Source organism: Marinibacterium profundimaris, assembly GCF_002210095.1.
Lineage (GTDB): Bacteria > Pseudomonadota > Alphaproteobacteria > Rhodobacterales > Rhodobacteraceae > Marinibacterium > Marinibacterium profundimaris.
Genome location: NZ_AQQR01000006.1, coordinates 94,088 through 111,336, shown reverse-complemented (window position 1 = coordinate 111,336; position 17,249 = coordinate 94,088). Strand labels below are relative to the sequence as shown.

The window sequence follows — 17,249 nt, the reverse complement described above, 5'->3', positions numbered from 1 at the left end:
GCGGGCCATCCGCCGCGCCCCTGCTTCTTCTTGGCCCAAATACCTCCGGGGGAGTCCTCCGCAGGAGGACGGGGGCAGCGCCCCCCTCCGCCCTGTCCGGCCCTGCGCCCGGCGGCGCCCTTTCTCCCGCTGCCTCATGGACTTGTGCGCTCCCCGTGCTACGCTCGACCCCGATACGAATGGAGGTTCGCATGAAAATCATCTGGTTGGGGCACGGCAGTTTCCGCTTTGAAATCGGCGGGCAGGTCCTGCTGCTCGATCCCTGGCTGACCGGCAACCCGGTCCTGCCCGAGGACCAGCACGAGGCCGCCGTCGAAGGCGCCACCCATATCCTGCTGACCCATGCCCATTTCGACCACGCCGCCGACGCGGTGTCGCTGTCGAAGAAGCTGGGCGCGCCGGTGGCGGGCCAGTTCGACCTGATGGGCCTGTGGGGCGAAACCGAAGGGATCGAGACGGTCGGCTTCAACAAGGGCGGCACGGTCGACCTGGGCGGCGTCAAGGTGTCGATGGTCGTGGCGCAGCATTCCTCGACCTTCACCACGCCCGACGGGCTGAAAGCGGCCGGCTCCGAGGTCGGCTACATGATCGCGGCCGAGGGCCACACGATCTATTGCAGCGGCGACACCGACGTGATGGCGGACATGGAATGGTTCGGTGACTACTACAAACCCGACATCGGCATCCTGTCGGCCGGCGGCCATTTCACCATGGACATGGACAAGGCGGCCTACGCGGCGAAGAAATACTTCAACTTCAAGACCCTGATCCCGGCCCATTACAAGACCTTCCCGCTGCTCGAGCAATCGGCGCAAGCCCTGGTCGACGCCCTTCCGGACGTGCAGGTGATCGAACCGCAGGTCATGACCGCGATCGAGATCTGATCCCCGCCGCAGGGTCCTGTCGGCAGCCTAGCCCGGCCGGGTGTGCGCCCTCACCCCGGCCGGGCCGTCCGTGGCTGGCGTTGCGATGAGTATTTTTACAAAGGTGAAGACAGGGGGACAGCACGAGCCCGCCCCCTGTCGGCCCTGTTTGCAGATGTCGGATCCGCAGGGTGGCAAACATGCCGCGCCATCCGACCGGCGCGCCGCCCCCCTGTCTTCACCTTTGTCCAAATACTCGGCCGGACGCATGCCTGCCCGCGGGCGCTCTCAATCCTCGCGCTCGATGGTGAACGCCAGCGGATAGCCCCAGGAGCGGCCGGCGTCGGTCGCCTCCTCGGCCTTCATCTCGGCCACTTCCCTGGTGTAGACGGCGACCACGCAGGCGCCCTGGCGGTGGGCGGCCAGCATGACAAGGCTGGCCTCGTCCTCGGTCATGCGAAAGACCGAGCACAGCACCGTCACGACGAAATCGCGCGGGGTGAAATCGTCGTTGAGCAGGATCACCTTGTAAAGCTTCGGCCGCTCGACCCGCGGCTTCGCCTTCGGTTTCCGGACGATTTCCGTATCGGCCATCCCTGCGTGCCCCTCGGCGTTGCGTCGGCTCTGGTGACGTGATCCGATCCTAGCACGGATCGACCCGCGCGTCAGGCTCAAGCCTCGCGCCTGTCGCGAAAAAACGACGTCAGCAGTGCCCCGGCGCGGGCGGCGTCGATCCCGTCGTAGATCTCGGGCACGTGATGCGCCTGCGGATGGGCGAAGACCCGCGCGCCATGGGCCACGCCACCCGACTTGGGGTCCGCCGCCCCGTAATACAGCCGCGCGATCCGCGCCGCGGCGATGGCGGCGGCGCACATGGCGCAGGGTTCCAGCGTCACATACAGCGCGCAGCCCGTCAGCCGCTCCGTCCCCAGCGCCGCGCAGGCATCTCGGATCACCAGAAGTTCCGCATGGGCCGTCGGATCGTGCAGCTCGCGCGTGCGGTTGCCGGCACTGGCCAGCACCGCGCCCGTCGCATCCAGCAGCACCGCGCCCACCGGCACCTCGCCCCGCGCGGCGGCGGCGCGGGCCTCGGCCAGGGCCAGGGACATATGCGAGGTGAACACCATTTCCCTTCCCTGACCGCTCACGCCCTATTTCGCAAGCGCCCCGCTTCCTCTATGAGCGGGACATGAGCGAAACACCCCCTCCCGGCGACCGGATCGCCAAGGTGCTGGCCCGGGCCGGCGTCGCCTCGCGCCGCGAGGCCGAGCGCATGATCGAGACCGGCCGGGTCGCGGTCAACGGCAAGCGGATCGACAGCCCCGCGCTGAACGTCACCGAGGCCGACCGAATCACCGTCGACGGCAAGCCACTGGCCGCGCCCGAGCCGGCGCGGCTCTGGCTTTACCACAAGCCCACGGGCCTGGTGACCACGGCCAAGGACGAGTTGGACCGCCGCACCATCTTCGACGCCCTGCCCGAGGGCCTGCCCCGGGTCATGACCGTCGGCCGGCTCGACCTCAATTCCGAAGGCCTGCTGTTGCTGACCAACGACGGAGAGCTGAAGCGGCGGCTTGAACTGCCCTCGACCGGATGGCTGCGCCGCTACCGGGTGCGGATGCGGGGCAATCCGAAGCCCGAGGATTTCGAACCGCTCCGAAAGGGGCTCCAGATCGGCGAGGAGAAATTCCAGCCGATGATGGTCACGCTCGACCGGCAGCAGGGGTCCAACGCCTGGGTCACGGTCGGCCTGCGCGAGGGCAAGAACCGCGAGATCCGCCGCGCGATGGAGGATCTGGGCTTTGCCGTGAACCGGCTGATCCGGATCTCCTACGGGCCGTTCCAGCTGGGCAAGCTGGCCTCGGGCGAGGTGGAAGAGGTGCGCCGCAAGGTGCTGCGCGACCAGCTGGGCCTGGACGGCGGCGGCGACGACAGCGGCACCGCCAAGCCCGCCGCCTCGCGCCCGCGCGGCAAACCGGCCCCCCGGCCCCGGGGCGGCCCGGGCGCCAAACCCGGCGGCAAGGCCGACAGCGCCAAGGATATGTCACAGGACAACCGGAAAGGCGGCAAGTCACCGGACCGGAGCGCGGGCGGAACGGGGTCATCACAGGGGGGCAAACCCGCCCGAAAGCCCGGAGCCGCGCCCGGCGGTGAGGGCGGGCGCCCGGCCCCCGGACGCCGCCCGCCCGGCCGGGGCCGCAGCGACCGCCGGCGCTGATCCCGCCCGGGCCAGGGCGCGGCCCCATGCCGCGAACCCGTTGGTGCGCAACGGCCCCGCCGGCCGCGACCCTGCGTCGCCGCCTGCCTCGACGTCGCAGCAAAAGCCCGACCAAAGCACCACATCATGGCTTGTTCCGGCGCCGCGGCACCATATCTGAAGGGGAAGTTGCTGTAGCCTAAACCGCTGCAATGGCCTAGTTTAAAGCTGTGTTACCGAGGAGGCGCAGAATGCCGCGATCCGCGTTCCGCAACATTGCCTATGTGGCGCTGGTTATCGTCCTGTTCGGGACCGCCTCCGGCTGGCTCGGAGGCCTTTGACCCATGGGGCAGCGCTTTGGCGGCAGGTACAGCCCGCACGGCACCGGCACGCCGGGTGATCCGGACGATCCCGACAGCACTCCGCCCGTTCCCCGCGGCGCCTATCACGGCGCGCAGGTCGATCCGGCCGGGGCGCGCTGCAACCTGCTGTTCGTGCCGCCTGTCGTGCTGGTCTTCACCTCGCTCTCGGGCGGGGCGCTGACGCTGGCCACCGGGCTGATTTCGGCCGGGATCCTCGCTGGCGCCGCCTTTCTCACCCGCGAAGGCTTGCGCGCCGAGGTGGCGTTCAACGCCCGCCGTGTCGCGCGCAAGCCCGCGCTGCCCCGCAAGATCCTGGCCAGCCTTCTGACCGGCGCCGGCGTCGCGCTGGCCGCCTTCCGCAACGACGGCGATATCGCCGGATCCGCGCTTTATGGCGTGATCGCTGCCGGGCTGCACATGGCGGCCTTCGGGCTGGATCCGCTTCGGGACAAGGGCACCGAGGATATCGACGATTTCCAGCAGGCGCGCGTCGCCCGTGTCGTCGACGAGGCCGAGACCTACCTGAAAGCCATGTCCGAGGCGGTCAGACGCGCCGGCGACCGTACGGTCGAGGCGCGCGTCGAACGGTTCCAGGCCACCGCGCGCGAGATGATCCGCACGGTCGAGGAAGACCCGCGCGACCTGACCGCGGCGCGCAAGTTCCTGGGCGTCTACCTGATGGGGGCGCGCGATGCCTCGGTGAAGTTCGCCGACCTCTACGCGCGCACCCGCGATGCCCAGGCGCGCAAGGATTACATGGCCCTGCTTGACGATCTCGAACAGAATTTCGCAGCCCGCACGCGCAAGATGCTCAGCGACGACCGCACCGACCTGACGGTCGAGATCGACGTGCTGCGCGACAGGCTGCAACGCGAAGGGGTCCGGCTGCAAGGCTGATCCCGTTTCACCCCGAGGCCCGGCAGGGGCCGAAGACGAGGAAGGTAACGATGTCCGAAACAGTGCGCCAGAAGGCCGAGGCCAGCGAGACCATGGTCCGGGAAGTCACCGACGTGCAGCTTGTCGATCCCGGCGGAGAGATCGCGCCCATGGCCGCCGCCGACGCCCCCACGCAGGAGGCGATCGCCAAGCGCGTCGCCGAGATCGACATGGGCGACACCAATTCCATCGTCTCCTTCGGCTCTACCGCACAGGCCGAGCTGCAGGAGATCAGCCAGGCCATGCTGGCGGATGTGCGCAACAAGGATGTCGGCCCCGCCGGCGATTCCCTGCGCGACATCGTCTCGACCCTGCGCGGCTTTTCGGTGGATGAGCTGGACGTGCGCCGCGAACGCACCTTCTGGGAAAAGCTGATCGGCCGCGCCGCGCCGATCGCCCAGTTCACCGCCAAGTTCGAGACGATCCAGTCCCAGATCGACAAGATCACCGACGAGCTTCTGGGCCACGAGCACCAGCTGCTCAAGGACATCAAGTCGCTCGACATGCTCTATGACCGCACGCTGAACTTCTACGACGAACTCGCGCTCTACATCGCCGCCGGCGAGGAAAAGCTGCGGATCCTCGACATCGAGGAGATCCCCGCCAAGGAGAGCGAGGTGCAGGCCGCGCCCGAGGGCGAGCAGGTGATGCAGGCGCAGGAGCTGCGCGACCTGCGCGCCGCCCGCGACGACCTGGAACGCCGGGTGCACGACCTGAAACTCACGCGGCAGGTGACGATGCAGTCGCTGCCCTCGATCCGGCTGGTGCAGGAGAACGACAAGTCGCTGGTGACCAAGATCAACTCGACCCTCGTGAACACCGTGCCGCTGTGGGAAACCCAGCTGGCGCAGGCCGTCACGATCCAGCGCTCGTCCGAGGCCGCCGGCGCCGTGCGCGACGCCAACGACCTGACCAACGAGCTGCTGACCGCCAACGCCAAGAACCTGCGCGACAGCAACAAGGCCATCCGCACCGAGATGGAACGCGGCGTCTTCGACATCGAAGCGGTGAAACAGGCCAATGCCGACCTGATCGCCACGATCCAGGAAAGCCTGCAGATCGCCGACGAGGGCAAGAAGCGCCGCGCCGCCGCCGAGGAAGAGCTCAAGCACATGGAAACCGAGCTGCGCGACACGCTGGCCTCGGCCAAGGCGCGCAAGGACGGGACCGGCGACAATGCCGGCACCGCGGTTCCCGGCTGACCCATGCGGCGGGGCCTGTGGTCTCTCGCGGCGGGAAGTCTCGCCCTTCTGCTGATGGCCTGCGAGGAGATCCCGCAGCCCGAGCCGCCGGCGCGCCCGGAACCCGTCGCGCCGCAGGCCTCGATCCGTCCGCAGCCGACCGAGCAATCCGACAACAGCCTGCGCACCGTCCGCTACTACGGCCGGCGTCAGGCCGACCTTGAAACCCAGGGCCTGCTGCGCATCGATGGCGGCGGACCCGACACGCCCTTCGACGCCGACGCGCTGGCCGCGAATTTCGAGGAAATCGTCTTCTACGACGAATACACCGGCGGGGTCGGCCCCCGCCGCAGCCCGTCGGGCCATCTGCGCCGCTGGGACGTGCCGGTGCGCGTGGATGTCGAATTCGGCGCCTCTGTGCCCAGCCAGCAGCGGCGCAACGATGCCGCCCAGATCGCGAATTTTGCCAGCCGGCTTGGCCGGATCACCGGCCACCCGGTGATGCGCGCCCAGACCGACGTCAATTTCCACGTGCTCGTCATGGGCGAGGACGACCGCACCCAGCTGACCCGGCGCATGCGCGAACTGGCGCCCTCGATGGCCGAAGAGACGCTGGTCTTCATCCGCGAGATGCCTCTGACGATCGAATGCTCGGTCCTGGCCTTCTCTGCCCCCGACAACCCCTATGCCTATACCAAGGCCATCGCCCTGATCCGGGCCGAGCTTCCGGACCTGCTGCGCCAGTCCTGCGTCCACGAAGAGATCGCCCAGGGCCTGGGCCCCGCCAACGACAGCCCCGACGCGCGGCCCTCGATCTTCAACGACGACGACGAATTCGCGCTGCTGACCAACCATGACGAAATGCTGCTGAAGATGCTGTACGATCCGCGCCTAAGCATCGGCATGACCGCCGCCGAGGCGCGCCCGATCGTCCGCATCATCGCAAGGGAGCTGACGGGCCAGGTGCTGTGAGGATCCGCACCCGCCCGAGGACACACACCGGTTCAAGGGTCCCGTCCCGCATCCCCGGACGGACCCCGATACGAGGAAAGGACCACCCATGTCGATTTTCGATTTCCTGAGCGGCCAGTTCATCGACGTCATCCACTGGACGGATGACACCCGCGACACGATGGTCTGGCGGTTCGAGCGCCACGGCCACGAAATCAAGTACGGCGCCAAGCTGACGGTGCGCGAAGGGCAATCGGCGGTCTTCATCCACGAAGGCCAGATGGCCGATGTCTTCACCCCCGGTCTCTACATGCTAGAGACCAACAACATGCCGATCATGACGACGCTGCAGCACTGGGACCACGGGTTCAAGTCGCCGTTCAAGTCCGAGATCTATTTCGTCAACACGACCCGGTTCAACGACCTCAAGTGGGGCACGAAGAACCCGATCATGCTGCGCGACCCGGAATTCGGGCCGGTCCGGATCCGCGCCTACGGCACCTACTCGATCCGCGTCGCCGACCCGGCGAAGTTCATGGTGGAAATCGTCGGCACCGACGGCGAATTCACCACGGCCGAGATCACCTTCCAGATCCGCAACATCATCGTGCAGGAATTCTCGCGCGTGATCGCCTCTTCGGGCATCCCGGTGCTGGACATGGCGGCCAACACCGCTGAACTCGGCAAGCTCATCACCTCGCAGATCGCGCCCACGCTGGAGGGCTACGGCCTGTCGATCCCAGAACTTTATATCGAGAACATCTCGCTGCCCCCGGCGGTGGAGAAGGCGCTGGACAAGCGGACCTCGATGGGGATCGTCGGCGACCTGGATGCCTATACCCGCTATTCCGCGGCCGAGGCGATGACCTCGGCGGCCGAGAACCCCGCGGGCGGCGGCATGGCCGCGGGTCTCGGCGCCGGGATGGGCATGGCCATGGGCCAGCAGATGGCGCAGCCCGCGCAACAGCCCGGCCCCTGGGGCGCCCATCCGCAGCAGGCCTACAGCGCCCCGGCCGCGGCCGCTCCGCCGCCACCGCCGCCGCCGGTCGAACATGTCTGGCACATCGCCGAGAACGGCGAAACGCGCGGCCCCTTCTCGAAGGCGCAGATGGGCCGCATGGTCACCACCGGAGAGCTCAAGCGCGGCACCCATGTCTGGACCCAGGGCCAGGACGGCTGGAAGACCGCCGAAGACGTGCAGGAGCTGGCGCAGCTTTTCACCATCCTGCCGCCGCCCCCGCCGCCGGGCGTGTAGCATGGCCCGGCCCCTGCCGATCCTGCCCATGAGCCCGGTCGCCGGGCTCGTGACGCTCCTGCTGGCCGGATGCATGGGCCCGCACGGGCCCCATGCTGGCGGGCCCGGCGGTTACAACATGACCGGCCCCGCCGCCATGCCCGCATCCGGTGCCCCGGCCACGGCCCAGGGCCCCTCGGGCGCCGCCGCCACGGCTGCTTGCGATCCGTCGCGCTCGGCGGGCTGCCCGGCTTCCGGCACCGCGCCCGGCCCCTATCCGCACCCCCCCGGCACGGGTCCGCGCCACGGCCCGGTGGCTACCGCCCCCGCGCCGCAAAGCGGCCTCCGCCTCAGCGGCCAGGCCCGCGTCGGCGTCCGTTTCTGATCACCCCACCCCCCGACCAAGATCCGCCAGAGGTCCCGCCCATGTCCGACCCGTCCCGCCCGGAAGAGCACCGCTTCCCCTGCGAGAACTGCGGCGCCGCCTGCCGCTTCGAGCCGGAGCGCGGCGCCCTGATCTGCGATTTCTGCGGCCACGAGGAACCGATCGACTCCGGCCCCTGGAAGGGCGGCGCCCTGCGCGAACAGGATTTCAAAGCCGCCATCGCCGGGCACCTGTCAGAGGCCGACGTGATCGAGGCGCGGATCACCAAGTGCCCCGGTTGCGGCGCCGAGATCACGCTGGACGACGACACCCATGCCTCGGAATGCCCGTTCTGCGCGACGCCCGTGGTCACCGACACCGGCACCCACCGCCAGATCAAGCCGCGCGGCGTCCTGCCCTTCGCGCTGGACGAACGTACCGCCCACAAGGCCATGGACGACTGGCTCGGCCGCCTCTGGTTCGCGCCCAGCGGCCTGAAGGACTACGCCCGCAAGGGCCGCAAGATGGACGGCATCTACGTTCCCTACTGGACCTTCGATGCCGAGACGACCTCGCGCTATCGCGGCGAACGCGGCACCGTCTATTACGAGACCCGAACCGTCATGCGCGACGGCAAGCGCCAGCAGGTGCAGGTCCCCCGCGTCCGCTGGCGCCCCGCCTCCGGCGCCGTGGCGCGCTTTTTCGACGACGTGCTGGTGCTCGGCTCCACCTCCCTGCCCAAACGCTACACCGACGCGCTGCAGCCCTGGGATCTGTCCTCGCTCGAACCCTACCAGCCACAGTTCCTGTCCGGCTTCCGGGCCGAGGCCTATACCGTAGAGCTTCCCGACGCCTTCACCGAGGCGCGCGAGATCATGGACCGCGTGATCCAGCGCGACGTGCGCTTCGACATCGGCGGCGACCGCCAGCGCATCCACCATATCGAAACGCGCGTCTCGGACGTGACCTTCAAACATGTGCTGCTGCCGGTCTGGACCGCGGCCTATCGCTATCGCGGCGAAAGCTATCGCTTCGTGGTCAACGGCCGCACCGGGCAGGTGCAGGGCGAGCGGCCCTGGTCGGCGATCAAGATCCTCGTGGCGGTGGTCATCGGCCTCGCCGTGGCGGCAGCGGTCGGCTACGGCATCGCGCTCAGCGAAGGCGGGTTCTGACGACAACACGCGGCACCCGGCCCGTCCGGCTCTGGCGCGCGGCGGCGCCGGCGTAACGGCAAAATGCCCCCGCCCGGACGGACCGGACGGGGGCGTCCCTCACTCCACAACCGCTCGCGGCTTCTGCCTCAAACCCGTCGCTCGCAAGGGGCAGCCAAGCCGCCAGCCGGCCCTTGCACATTGATCTGGCTCAAGTTCTGGCCATCCTCCCTTGCAGATCCTGCCCCCCGACGCCATTCTGCCGCCGGGGGAGGCAGAACAAGAACATGACACCCGAATACCAGACGCTGAGCGAGGTCTTCGCCGCGCGCCATTCCTGCCGCGGGTTCCGGCCCGGGCCGGTCCCGCGCGAGGTGATCGAGCAGATCGTGGCAACCGCCGGCCGCGCGCCGTCGTGGTGCAACGCCCAGCCCTGGCAGCTGATCGTCACCACGGGCGCCGAAACCGACCGCTTCCGCGCCGCCCTGCAGGCCCAGGTCACCGGCGAGGCCGCCACTGCCGGCTCGGCCACCGCCGCGCCCGGTGCCGCGCCCGACCTGCCCTTTCCCACCGGCTATTCCGGCCCCTACCTCGACCGCCGCCGCACCTGCGGCTGGCAGCTTTACGAGGCCGTCGGCGTCGGAAAGGGCGACCGCGCCGGATCCGCCAGACAGATGCTGGAGAACTTCCGCCTCTTCGGCGCACCCCACGTCGCCATCGTGACCTCTCCGGCCGAACTGGGTCCCTACGGCGCGATGGATTGCGGCGGCTTCGTCACCGCCTTCACCCTGGCCGCCCAGGCCCTTGGCGTCGCCACCATCGCCCAGGCCGCGCTGGCCGCCCAGGCCCCGTTCCTGCATTCGTATTTCTCGATCCCCGACGACCGCCTTGTCCTGTGCGGCATCTCCTTCGGCTACGAGGACCCCGACCACCCTGCCAACGGCTTCCGCACCGCCCGCGCGGAGGTTGCCGACATCATCGACTGGAAAGCCTGAATGCGCGCGCTCCTGCAACGGGTCACCGAGGCCCGCGTCTCCGTCAACAATGCCGTCATCGGCGAAACCGGGCCCGGGCTGATGATCCTCGTCTGCGCCATGGACGGCGACACCGAGGCCGAGGCCGACAAGCTCAGCCAGAAGATCGCCAAGCTCCGCATCTTCCCCGACGAGGACGGCCGCATGAACCGCTCGATCCTCGACATCCGCGGCTCGGCCCTGATCGTGTCGCAGTTCACCCTGGCCGCCGACACCTCGCGCGGCAACCGCCCCGGCTTTTCCTCCGCCGCCGCCCCGGAAGACGGCGAACGGCTCTACGACTACTTCTGCAAACAGGTCGCCCTCCAGGGCATCTCCGTCGCAACCGGCCGCTTCGGCGCGGACATGGCTGTCTCGCTCACCAATGCCGGCCCCGTCACAATATGGATGGACACCGCATCATGACCCCAGATCAGATCCTTCGCGGCCTGTGGGAGGCCGGTGTCGACGCCGTCGGCGGCCACGCCTCGGTCGCCCGCGCGCTCACCGGCCTCGACCGCCCCGACCGCATCGTCGCCGTGGGCAAGGCCGCCGGCGCCATGACCCGCGCCGCGCTCGACCGCTGGCCCGATGTGCCCGCGCTTGTCGTCACCAAGGACGGCCACGCCGAAGAGGTCCCCGACAGCGCCACGGTGATCGAGGCCTCTCACCCGGTGCCCGACGACCGCTCGCTGATCGGCGGCCGCGCGCTGCTGGACTGCGTGTCGGCGATGGGCCCCGACAGCCGCCTTTTGCTGCTGGTCTCCGGCGGCGCCTCGTCGCTGGCCGAGGCCCCGGTCGAAGGCGTCACCCTCGACGACCTCAAGAGCCTCAACGCCAACCTGCTGGCCCGGGGGCTCGACATCGGGGCGATGAACGTGGAACGCCGCAAGGTGTCGAAGATCAAGGGCGGCGGCCTGCTGCGCGCCTTCACCGGCGCCCATGCCGACGTGCTGACGATCTCGGACGTGCCCGGCGACGACCCGGCGGTGATCGGCTCCGGCATCGGCCTGCTGCCCGAAGATCCGCCCTTTGCCTGCCAGCTGACCTGCACCGCCTCGAACGCCATCGCCCGCGCGGCGGTGGCCGAGGCCGCACAGGCCGCCGGCTACCCGGTGCTGGCGAACGAGGAATGCCTCTATGACGACGTGCCCGACCTGGCCGCCTGGCTCGGCCCCCGGATCGCGGCGATGGAACCCGGCGTGATGATCTTCGGCGGCGAACCCACGGTCCACCTGCCGCCCCACCCGGGCGAGGGCGGCCGCAACCAGGCCCTGGCCCTGGCCCTGGCCGAGGCGATCGCGGGCCGCGACGACATCACCATCCTCGTCGGCGGCACCGACGGCACCGACGGCCCGACCGAGGCCGCCGGCGGCATCGTCACCGGCACCACCTGGGGCCCGGGCGCGGCCGAGGCGCTGAAGAAGGCCGACAGCGGCACCTATCTGGCCGAAAAGGACGCGCTGCTGATCTCGGGACCGACGGGCACGAACGTGATGGACGTGGCGGTGGTCCTGCGCAGCTGACGCCACGGCCCCCCGAACCGGCCGCCGGCCAACGCGCCGTCCCGCCCGGCGCGACAAGGGGCGCGCCGCCGCCCTTTACGTGGGGGAACAGCCGGCCGACCCGGCCAGGGAGGCAAGTTCATGCTGACCTCCCGGCACGGCCAGCGTTTCTCCGCTGGCCGTGTTGCCAGGCCGATCGGGCCGCCCTAGCTCCCTTCAGCAACGCGAAAAAAAACGAAGGGAAGATCATGACCTTTAAGACCACAGTGAAAGCCGGCGCGCTGGCCGCCGCACTCGCGATCGGTGGAACCGCCGCGATGGCTGAATCTGCCGATTACAGCGATGCGAAACTGGACGCCTTCGTCACCGCCGCGCTCGACGTGAGCCAGATGAATGCCGAGCTGCAGCGGGATCTGCAGGCCGCCGAGACACCCGAAGAACAGCAGCAGATCGCAACCGAGGCCCAGGCCGAAGCCAAAAGCCGCATCGAGGCGGCCGACGGCATCACGGTCGAGGAATATGCCGCGATCGGACAGGAGCTGCAGACCGATCAGGAACTCGCCGCGCGGGTGAGCGCGATGGTAGAGGACCGCGTCGAGCAGCAGTGATCTGACACTGCGACACGATTCTCAGGGGGCCCGCCAGCGCATACGCCGGCGGGCCCTTGTCGTCTCTGCGGGCCCGCCCGGCGGGTCGTGCGGGCGACGCAAAGCACCCGGGCCGCGCCCCTGACAGACAAGCCGGGTCAGGTCCATCGCAGGGCCGTGCAAGGCAGGCGCGTGCCAACCATCCGCATTCAAAGCAGAAAATGCACCCCTCGGCACAATCCCGAGATACCCGCCGCGCCACGCCACGCATTTGCCACGCAAAGCATCGAATTTGGCGAAAAAGTGTGCAGACTGCGAACGGGAAGCGTGGTATTAATCATAATTGCCTTCCTTAAGAAGGCTCATTTTACACTGCCGGCCCCTTCAGGATCCCGCAGTGACATGTGATTACGATTGCCCCCATTTTTCGGGAATTAAGATGCAATCTAAAACCCTAGAGGTGATTTATGAAAAAGCTCGCTGTCACAGCCATCGCCATTTCAATGACCGCAGGTTTCGCATTTGCCGATGACACCAACCCGAAAGGCGCCGGCGGCGCCGAGGTCAGGAGCCTCACCCAGCAGGCCAAGGAGGCCGGAGTAGCCCCCGGGCAGGCCAAGAAGGAGGCTGGCGAAGCCGGCAAGGATCTGGGCTCCTATGTCAGCGGCCTCAATCGCGATAGTAACACGCCGGGCAACTGAGGCACCGAAGCGAAACATCCACGCGCTCGCCGCATGTCCGGCGGGCGGATTTGAATACCTGATGTGGAATGGAATGCGGATTGGACGGAAGTCCCGTTCCATTGCCCTGATTACGTAGCACGGGAATGCCAACACCATTCCCGAGGTCACTGCCGCGACAATTCCGCGGCAGTGCACCGCCCCACGCGTGCAATTCCCCTCTCTCGAAAACACGGGGCCGCAATTCCCCGGATCTCATGCCACAATTCGGCAGGCCCGGTCGGGCACCCGCCCGATCCGCCGCGCCCTGCAAACGGCTCCGGACGCACCAAGCCCTGTGGCCAGGCAAAGACCGGGCAAGAACCGGGCCAGCGCCACCTCACCCGGTCCGATCGTCGCCCCCCCCGGCCATCGGCCCGCCGGTCACCCGACCGATCAATCTGGCCCATCGCAGGGCACCCGCCCCGCCGAACGTGCCCCGCACCCCCCGAGGCCCCCCAAGATGGTCCTCCACCCGCGCGGCCAATCCCTAACGAAGTCCTAATTCGCCTCCAGAACCCATTGATTTCATTACACCCGCCTCCTGTCCCACGCGTGGGACATCCCTTGGCCACATTCCCGGCTTGACACCCCCTCTGCCCCGGCAGAGCTTGCGCGCCATGAGCGACCTGACCAATACCCTCCGCGAGATCGAGGAGCTTCCCGATCTCGGCATCACCCTCTCCGACGGCTGCCGTCTTTCGGCCCGCGTCTGGCGGCCCGTGGACGCCGCAGACGATCCCGTCCCGGCGATCCTGGAATACCTTCCCTATCGCAAGCGCGACGGCACCACCGCCCGCGATGCCCTGACCCACCCCTGGTTCGCCAAGCGCGGCTATGCCTGCATCCGCGTCGACATGCGCGGCAACGGCGACAGCGAAGGGCTGATGGAAGACGAATACACCGCCCAGGAACAGGCCGACGCCGTGGAGGTCATCAACTGGCTCGCGGCGCAGCCCTGGTGCTCGGGGACGGTGGGCATGATGGGGATCTCCTGGGGCGGCTTCAACGGGCTGCAGCTGGCCTATCTCCAGCCCGATCCCCTGAAGGCCGTGATCACCCTCTGCTCGACCGTGGACCGCTTCGCCGACGACATCCATTACAAGGGCGGCTGCCTGCTGAACGAGAACCTCGGCTGGGGCGCCACCATGTGGGCCTATTCGTCCCGCGCGCCCGATCCCCAGCTGCGCGAGGACTGGCGCGAGCTCTGGCTGCAGCGGCTGGAAAACGAACCCTTCCTGCCCTCCACCTGGCTGCGCCACCAAAGCCGAGACGCCTATTGGCAGCATGGATCCGTCTGCGAGGACTTCTCGCGGCTGAAGGCCAAGGTGCTGGCCGTCGGCGGCTGGGGCGATGCCTACAAGAACGCGGTGCCGCAGCTGGTCGAGAACCTCCCCGGCGCCAAGGGGATCGTCGGGCCCTGGGTCCACAAGTACCCGCATTTCGCCGCCCCCGAACCCCGCATCGGCTTCCTGCAGGAGGCGCTGCGCTGGTGGGACCGCTGGCTGAAGGGGATCGACACCGGGGTCGAGGACGACCCGGATTACCGCGCCTACCTGATGGACGGGATCGCGCCGGCCACCTGGTACACCGAACGCCCCGGCCGCTGGATCGCCGAGCCTGAAGGCGCGACCTCGCACCTCCCCACGCAGGACTGGCACCTCACCGACACCGGGCTGCAGACCACCCCCGGCCCGGTGGACCGCACCATCGCCTCGCCCCAGACCTGCGGCATGGCGGCGGGCGAATACTGCGCGATCTGGCTGGGCCCCGAGATGCCGGGCGACCAGCGCGGCGATGACGCGCTTTCGGCCTGTTTCGACAGCCCCCCGGCAGAGGCCGACACCGACATCCTCGGCGCGCCGCGCGTGACACTGACGCTGAGCTCGGACAAGCCCCAGGCGCAGATCGCCGTGCGGCTGTGCGATGTCGGACCCGATGGCGCCTCGGCGCGGATCACCTACGGCGTGCTGAACCTGTCGCACCGCAACGGCTCGGCCGAGACCGCGCCGCTGACACCGGGCGCGCCGACCGAGATCGCGCTGAACCTCGATCACATCGCCTATCGCCTGCCGAAGGGGCACCGCCTGCGGGTCGCGATCTCGTCGGCCTACTGGCCGCTGGTCTGGCCTTCGCCCGAGGCCGGCACGCTGCAGCTGACCGAAGGTCGCCTCGCCCTGCCCGTCCGGCCCACCGCCAAGGGCGACGAATGCGCCTTTCCGCCGCCCGATGCCGAAACGCCCTGGCAGACCAACGAGATCCGCCCCGAGGCCCATGTCCGCCGGATCGAGCAGGACCAGGTCACCGGCATGGTCACGCTGGTGATCGAGGACGATTTCGGCAAGGCCGAGGATGCCGATCACGGGCTGATCAGCGGCACGGTCGCGCGCGAGCGCTGGTCGATCCACCCCGACGATCCGCTGTCGGCCCGGGGCCGGTGCCACTGGACCGAGGAACTGGGCCGCGGCGACTGGTCGATCCGGACCGAGACCTACTCGGAGATGTGGTCGGATGCCGAGACCTTCCACCTCAAGGCCCGGCTGGAGGCCTGGGAGGGCGACCGGCTGATCTATGAGCGGGACGTGACCGACAGCATCCCCCGCGACAACCTCTGAGCCTTTCCCGCCCCCGGTTCCGCACCGGGGGCGCTTCGTTTCGGGCCGCACCTGCAAGACCGGCCCTCCGGGGTCGCCTCGCAGGGCGCGCCCCGCATTCTCGGCTCCGACGGCAGGCAGGGCTTGCCCGACACCGTCTCTCCCGCAACACTGGCCCCGAGCGCCTGCCCCGTTCCGGGCAAGTGCTGTTCCATGCGCCCGTGACCAGTGAGAAGGACCCCCCGAAATGAGACACATCCTGTCAGCGCGCCCCGCGCCGGACACAGCCGCGTTCCCGGCGGCAGAGGACGACACCCCCTGGATCTCCTTCGCCCGCGCCGCGGCCGGGATAGAACCGGACCAGGGCTGCGCGCCGGGCACCGCCGCGTCGACCCTGCGCGAGGCGTGGGCCGATCGCGACACCTGGGACCGCGCGCCGCAGATCGACATCGGCGCGGGCGGGCTTTTTGCCCCGGGCGGCCTGCACCCCGGGGCCGCGCTGCAGGTGCCCGGCCCGGGTCAGGACGCGGCGCTTCTCGCCTCAAGCTTCGTGGGCATCACCGACAGCTATACCTCGGGCAACCCGGACGGCAGCGGCTTCAACGTACAGGTCGACTTTCGCGGAGACTGGGACCCGGAGCTGAAACAGGCCTTCATCGACGCCGCCGACCTGCTGTCCGAAATCATCACCGAAGACATTCCCGACGCGAACCTTCTGGGGCCGGGGATCTTCCGCCCCGACAGCGTCGATGACGTGCAGATCACTGCCGTCCTGACCGATATCGACGGCCCGAGCGGCACGCTGGGTCAGGCCGGGCCGCGCTCGTTTCGGCTGCTCGACGGGTTCCTGCCCAAGACCGGGCGGATGGAATTCGATATCGCCGATGCCGAGGATTACGCCGATGCCGGGCTTTTCGACGACCTGGTGTTCCACGAGATGATGCACGTGCTGGGGTTCGGCACGCTCTGGACGGTGCTGGGCCTGACCCGCGACCGCGATGACGACACGATCGACTACGTGGGCCAAAACGGGCGGACCGCCTTCAATGCCGAGTTCGGCCCGGGCGCCGTCGCGGTCGAGACAAGCGGCGGCAGCGGGACCGCCGGCCGCCACTGGAACGAAGGCGGCAACGACGGCTTCGCCTTCGACCGGGAGATCATGACCGGCTATCTCGACAACGCGGGCAACTACCTGTCCAACACCACGATCGCCGCGCTCGAGGATCTGGGATACGAAACCGTCTTCGACCCGTCCGACCCGCTGAACGCGACCTCGGGCCTTGACCTGTCGATCTTCGACACCGTCATCGCCTGACCCAAAGCCATGCGCCCGGCCGGGCGCTCGGGCGTCCGGGCGGCGCAGGATACCGCCCGGGCGCCCCAGGCAGGACGACGCACCCCCCCGGAAACGGGCCCGGAGATTTCCCTCTCCCGGTCCGTTTTCCCACCGAGACTTCCGCCTTGCCTGTGGATGGCGCGTGATGTCCAGCGGCCGGGCAGGAAGACACGGCCGCGCGCCGATATCTCCACAAACCTGATTAACCCTTGCGACCCCATGCCGATTGGGCGATCCTCCGCTCATATCGGAAACA

The 17,249-nt window shown here is 68.8% G+C and carries 16 protein-coding genes; 14 read left to right on the top strand and 2 right to left on the bottom strand.

Features of this window, described 5'->3' with window-relative positions; all coding sequences use genetic code 11:
* Positions 1-191: 191 nt before the first annotated feature.
* Positions 192-884, top strand: coding sequence for a metal-dependent hydrolase (locus ATO3_RS15735; RefSeq protein ID WP_088650838.1), 693 nt, complete (start codon positions 192-194; stop codon positions 882-884).
* A gap of 267 nt (positions 885-1,151) precedes the next feature.
* Here the strand turns inward: ATO3_RS15735 and clpS are convergent, their stop codons facing one another.
* Together clpS and ATO3_RS15725 are read right to left on the bottom strand one after the other, a co-directional pair.
* Positions 1,152-1,457 carry an ATP-dependent Clp protease adapter ClpS gene (gene clpS / locus ATO3_RS15730; protein WP_088650837.1) on the bottom strand — a complete coding sequence of 102 codons (306 nt, stop codon included), beginning with the start codon at positions 1,455-1,457 and terminating at the stop codon, positions 1,152-1,154.
* A 77-nt stretch (positions 1,458-1,534) separates the two neighbouring features.
* On the bottom strand, positions 1,535-1,990 hold the full coding sequence (locus tag ATO3_RS15725; protein ID WP_088650836.1) for a nucleoside deaminase: 456 nt from the start codon (positions 1,988-1,990) through the stop codon (positions 1,535-1,537).
* A 62-nt stretch (positions 1,991-2,052) separates the two neighbouring features.
* On the opposite strand from ATO3_RS15725, the gene ATO3_RS15720 reads away from it, so the two are divergent.
* From ATO3_RS15720 to ATO3_RS15655, 13 genes are all read left to right on the top strand, one after another.
* Positions 2,053-3,081, top strand: a complete 1,029-nt coding sequence (locus ATO3_RS15720) for a pseudouridine synthase (RefSeq protein ID WP_088650835.1) — start codon at positions 2,053-2,055, stop codon at positions 3,079-3,081.
* A gap of 323 nt (positions 3,082-3,404) precedes the next feature.
* Entirely contained in the window at positions 3,405-4,319 is a 915-nt protein-coding gene (locus ATO3_RS15715; RefSeq protein WP_088650834.1) for a 5-bromo-4-chloroindolyl phosphate hydrolysis family protein, read from the top strand.
* A 50-nt stretch (positions 4,320-4,369) separates the two neighbouring features.
* Complete coding sequence (locus ATO3_RS15710; RefSeq protein WP_088650833.1) at positions 4,370-5,560, top strand: toxic anion resistance protein; 1,191 nt, start codon at positions 4,370-4,372, stop codon at positions 5,558-5,560.
* Positions 5,561-5,563: 3 nt separating this feature from the next.
* The gene (locus tag ATO3_RS15705) at positions 5,564-6,511 is read left to right on the top strand and encodes a DUF2927 domain-containing protein (RefSeq protein WP_088650832.1); all 948 of its coding nucleotides are present in this window, start codon (positions 5,564-5,566) and stop codon (positions 6,509-6,511) included.
* Between the two features lie 88 nt (positions 6,512-6,599).
* A complete protein-coding gene (locus tag ATO3_RS15700; protein ID WP_088650831.1) occupies positions 6,600-7,745 on the top strand; it encodes an SPFH domain-containing protein in 1,146 nt (381 codons plus the stop codon).
* Positions 7,746-8,150: 405 nt separating this feature from the next.
* Complete coding sequence (locus ATO3_RS15690) at positions 8,151-9,260, top strand: TFIIB-type zinc finger domain-containing protein (RefSeq protein WP_088650829.1); 1,110 nt, start codon at positions 8,151-8,153, stop codon at positions 9,258-9,260.
* A 266-nt stretch (positions 9,261-9,526) separates the two neighbouring features.
* Positions 9,527-10,234, top strand: coding sequence for a nitroreductase (locus tag ATO3_RS15685; protein WP_088650828.1), 708 nt, complete (start codon positions 9,527-9,529; stop codon positions 10,232-10,234).
* Complete coding sequence (dtd, locus tag ATO3_RS15680; RefSeq protein ID WP_088650827.1) at positions 10,235-10,678, top strand: D-aminoacyl-tRNA deacylase; 444 nt, start codon at positions 10,235-10,237, stop codon at positions 10,676-10,678. It abuts the gene before it with no gap.
* Entirely contained in the window at positions 10,675-11,778 is a 1,104-nt protein-coding gene (locus tag ATO3_RS15675; RefSeq protein ID WP_088650826.1) for a glycerate kinase type-2 family protein, read from the top strand. Before dtd ends, ATO3_RS15675 begins: the two co-directional genes overlap by 4 nt.
* Positions 11,779-12,005: 227 nt before the next feature.
* Positions 12,006-12,365 (top strand): DUF4168 domain-containing protein, encoded by a 360-nt coding sequence (locus tag ATO3_RS15670; RefSeq protein ID WP_088650825.1) that lies wholly within the window; start codon positions 12,006-12,008, stop codon positions 12,363-12,365.
* Positions 12,366-12,811: 446 nt separating this feature from the next.
* Positions 12,812-13,045 carry a hypothetical protein gene (locus tag ATO3_RS15665; RefSeq protein WP_088650824.1) on the top strand — a complete coding sequence of 78 codons (234 nt, stop codon included), beginning with the start codon at positions 12,812-12,814 and terminating at the stop codon, positions 13,043-13,045.
* Between the two features lie 638 nt (positions 13,046-13,683).
* Positions 13,684-15,678, top strand: coding sequence for a CocE/NonD family hydrolase (locus ATO3_RS15660; RefSeq protein ID WP_088650823.1), 1,995 nt, complete (start codon positions 13,684-13,686; stop codon positions 15,676-15,678).
* A 226-nt stretch (positions 15,679-15,904) separates the two neighbouring features.
* On the top strand, positions 15,905-16,972 hold the full coding sequence (locus ATO3_RS15655; protein WP_088650822.1) for a leishmanolysin-related zinc metalloendopeptidase: 1,068 nt from the start codon (positions 15,905-15,907) through the stop codon (positions 16,970-16,972).
* Positions 16,973-17,249 lie beyond the last annotated feature (277 nt).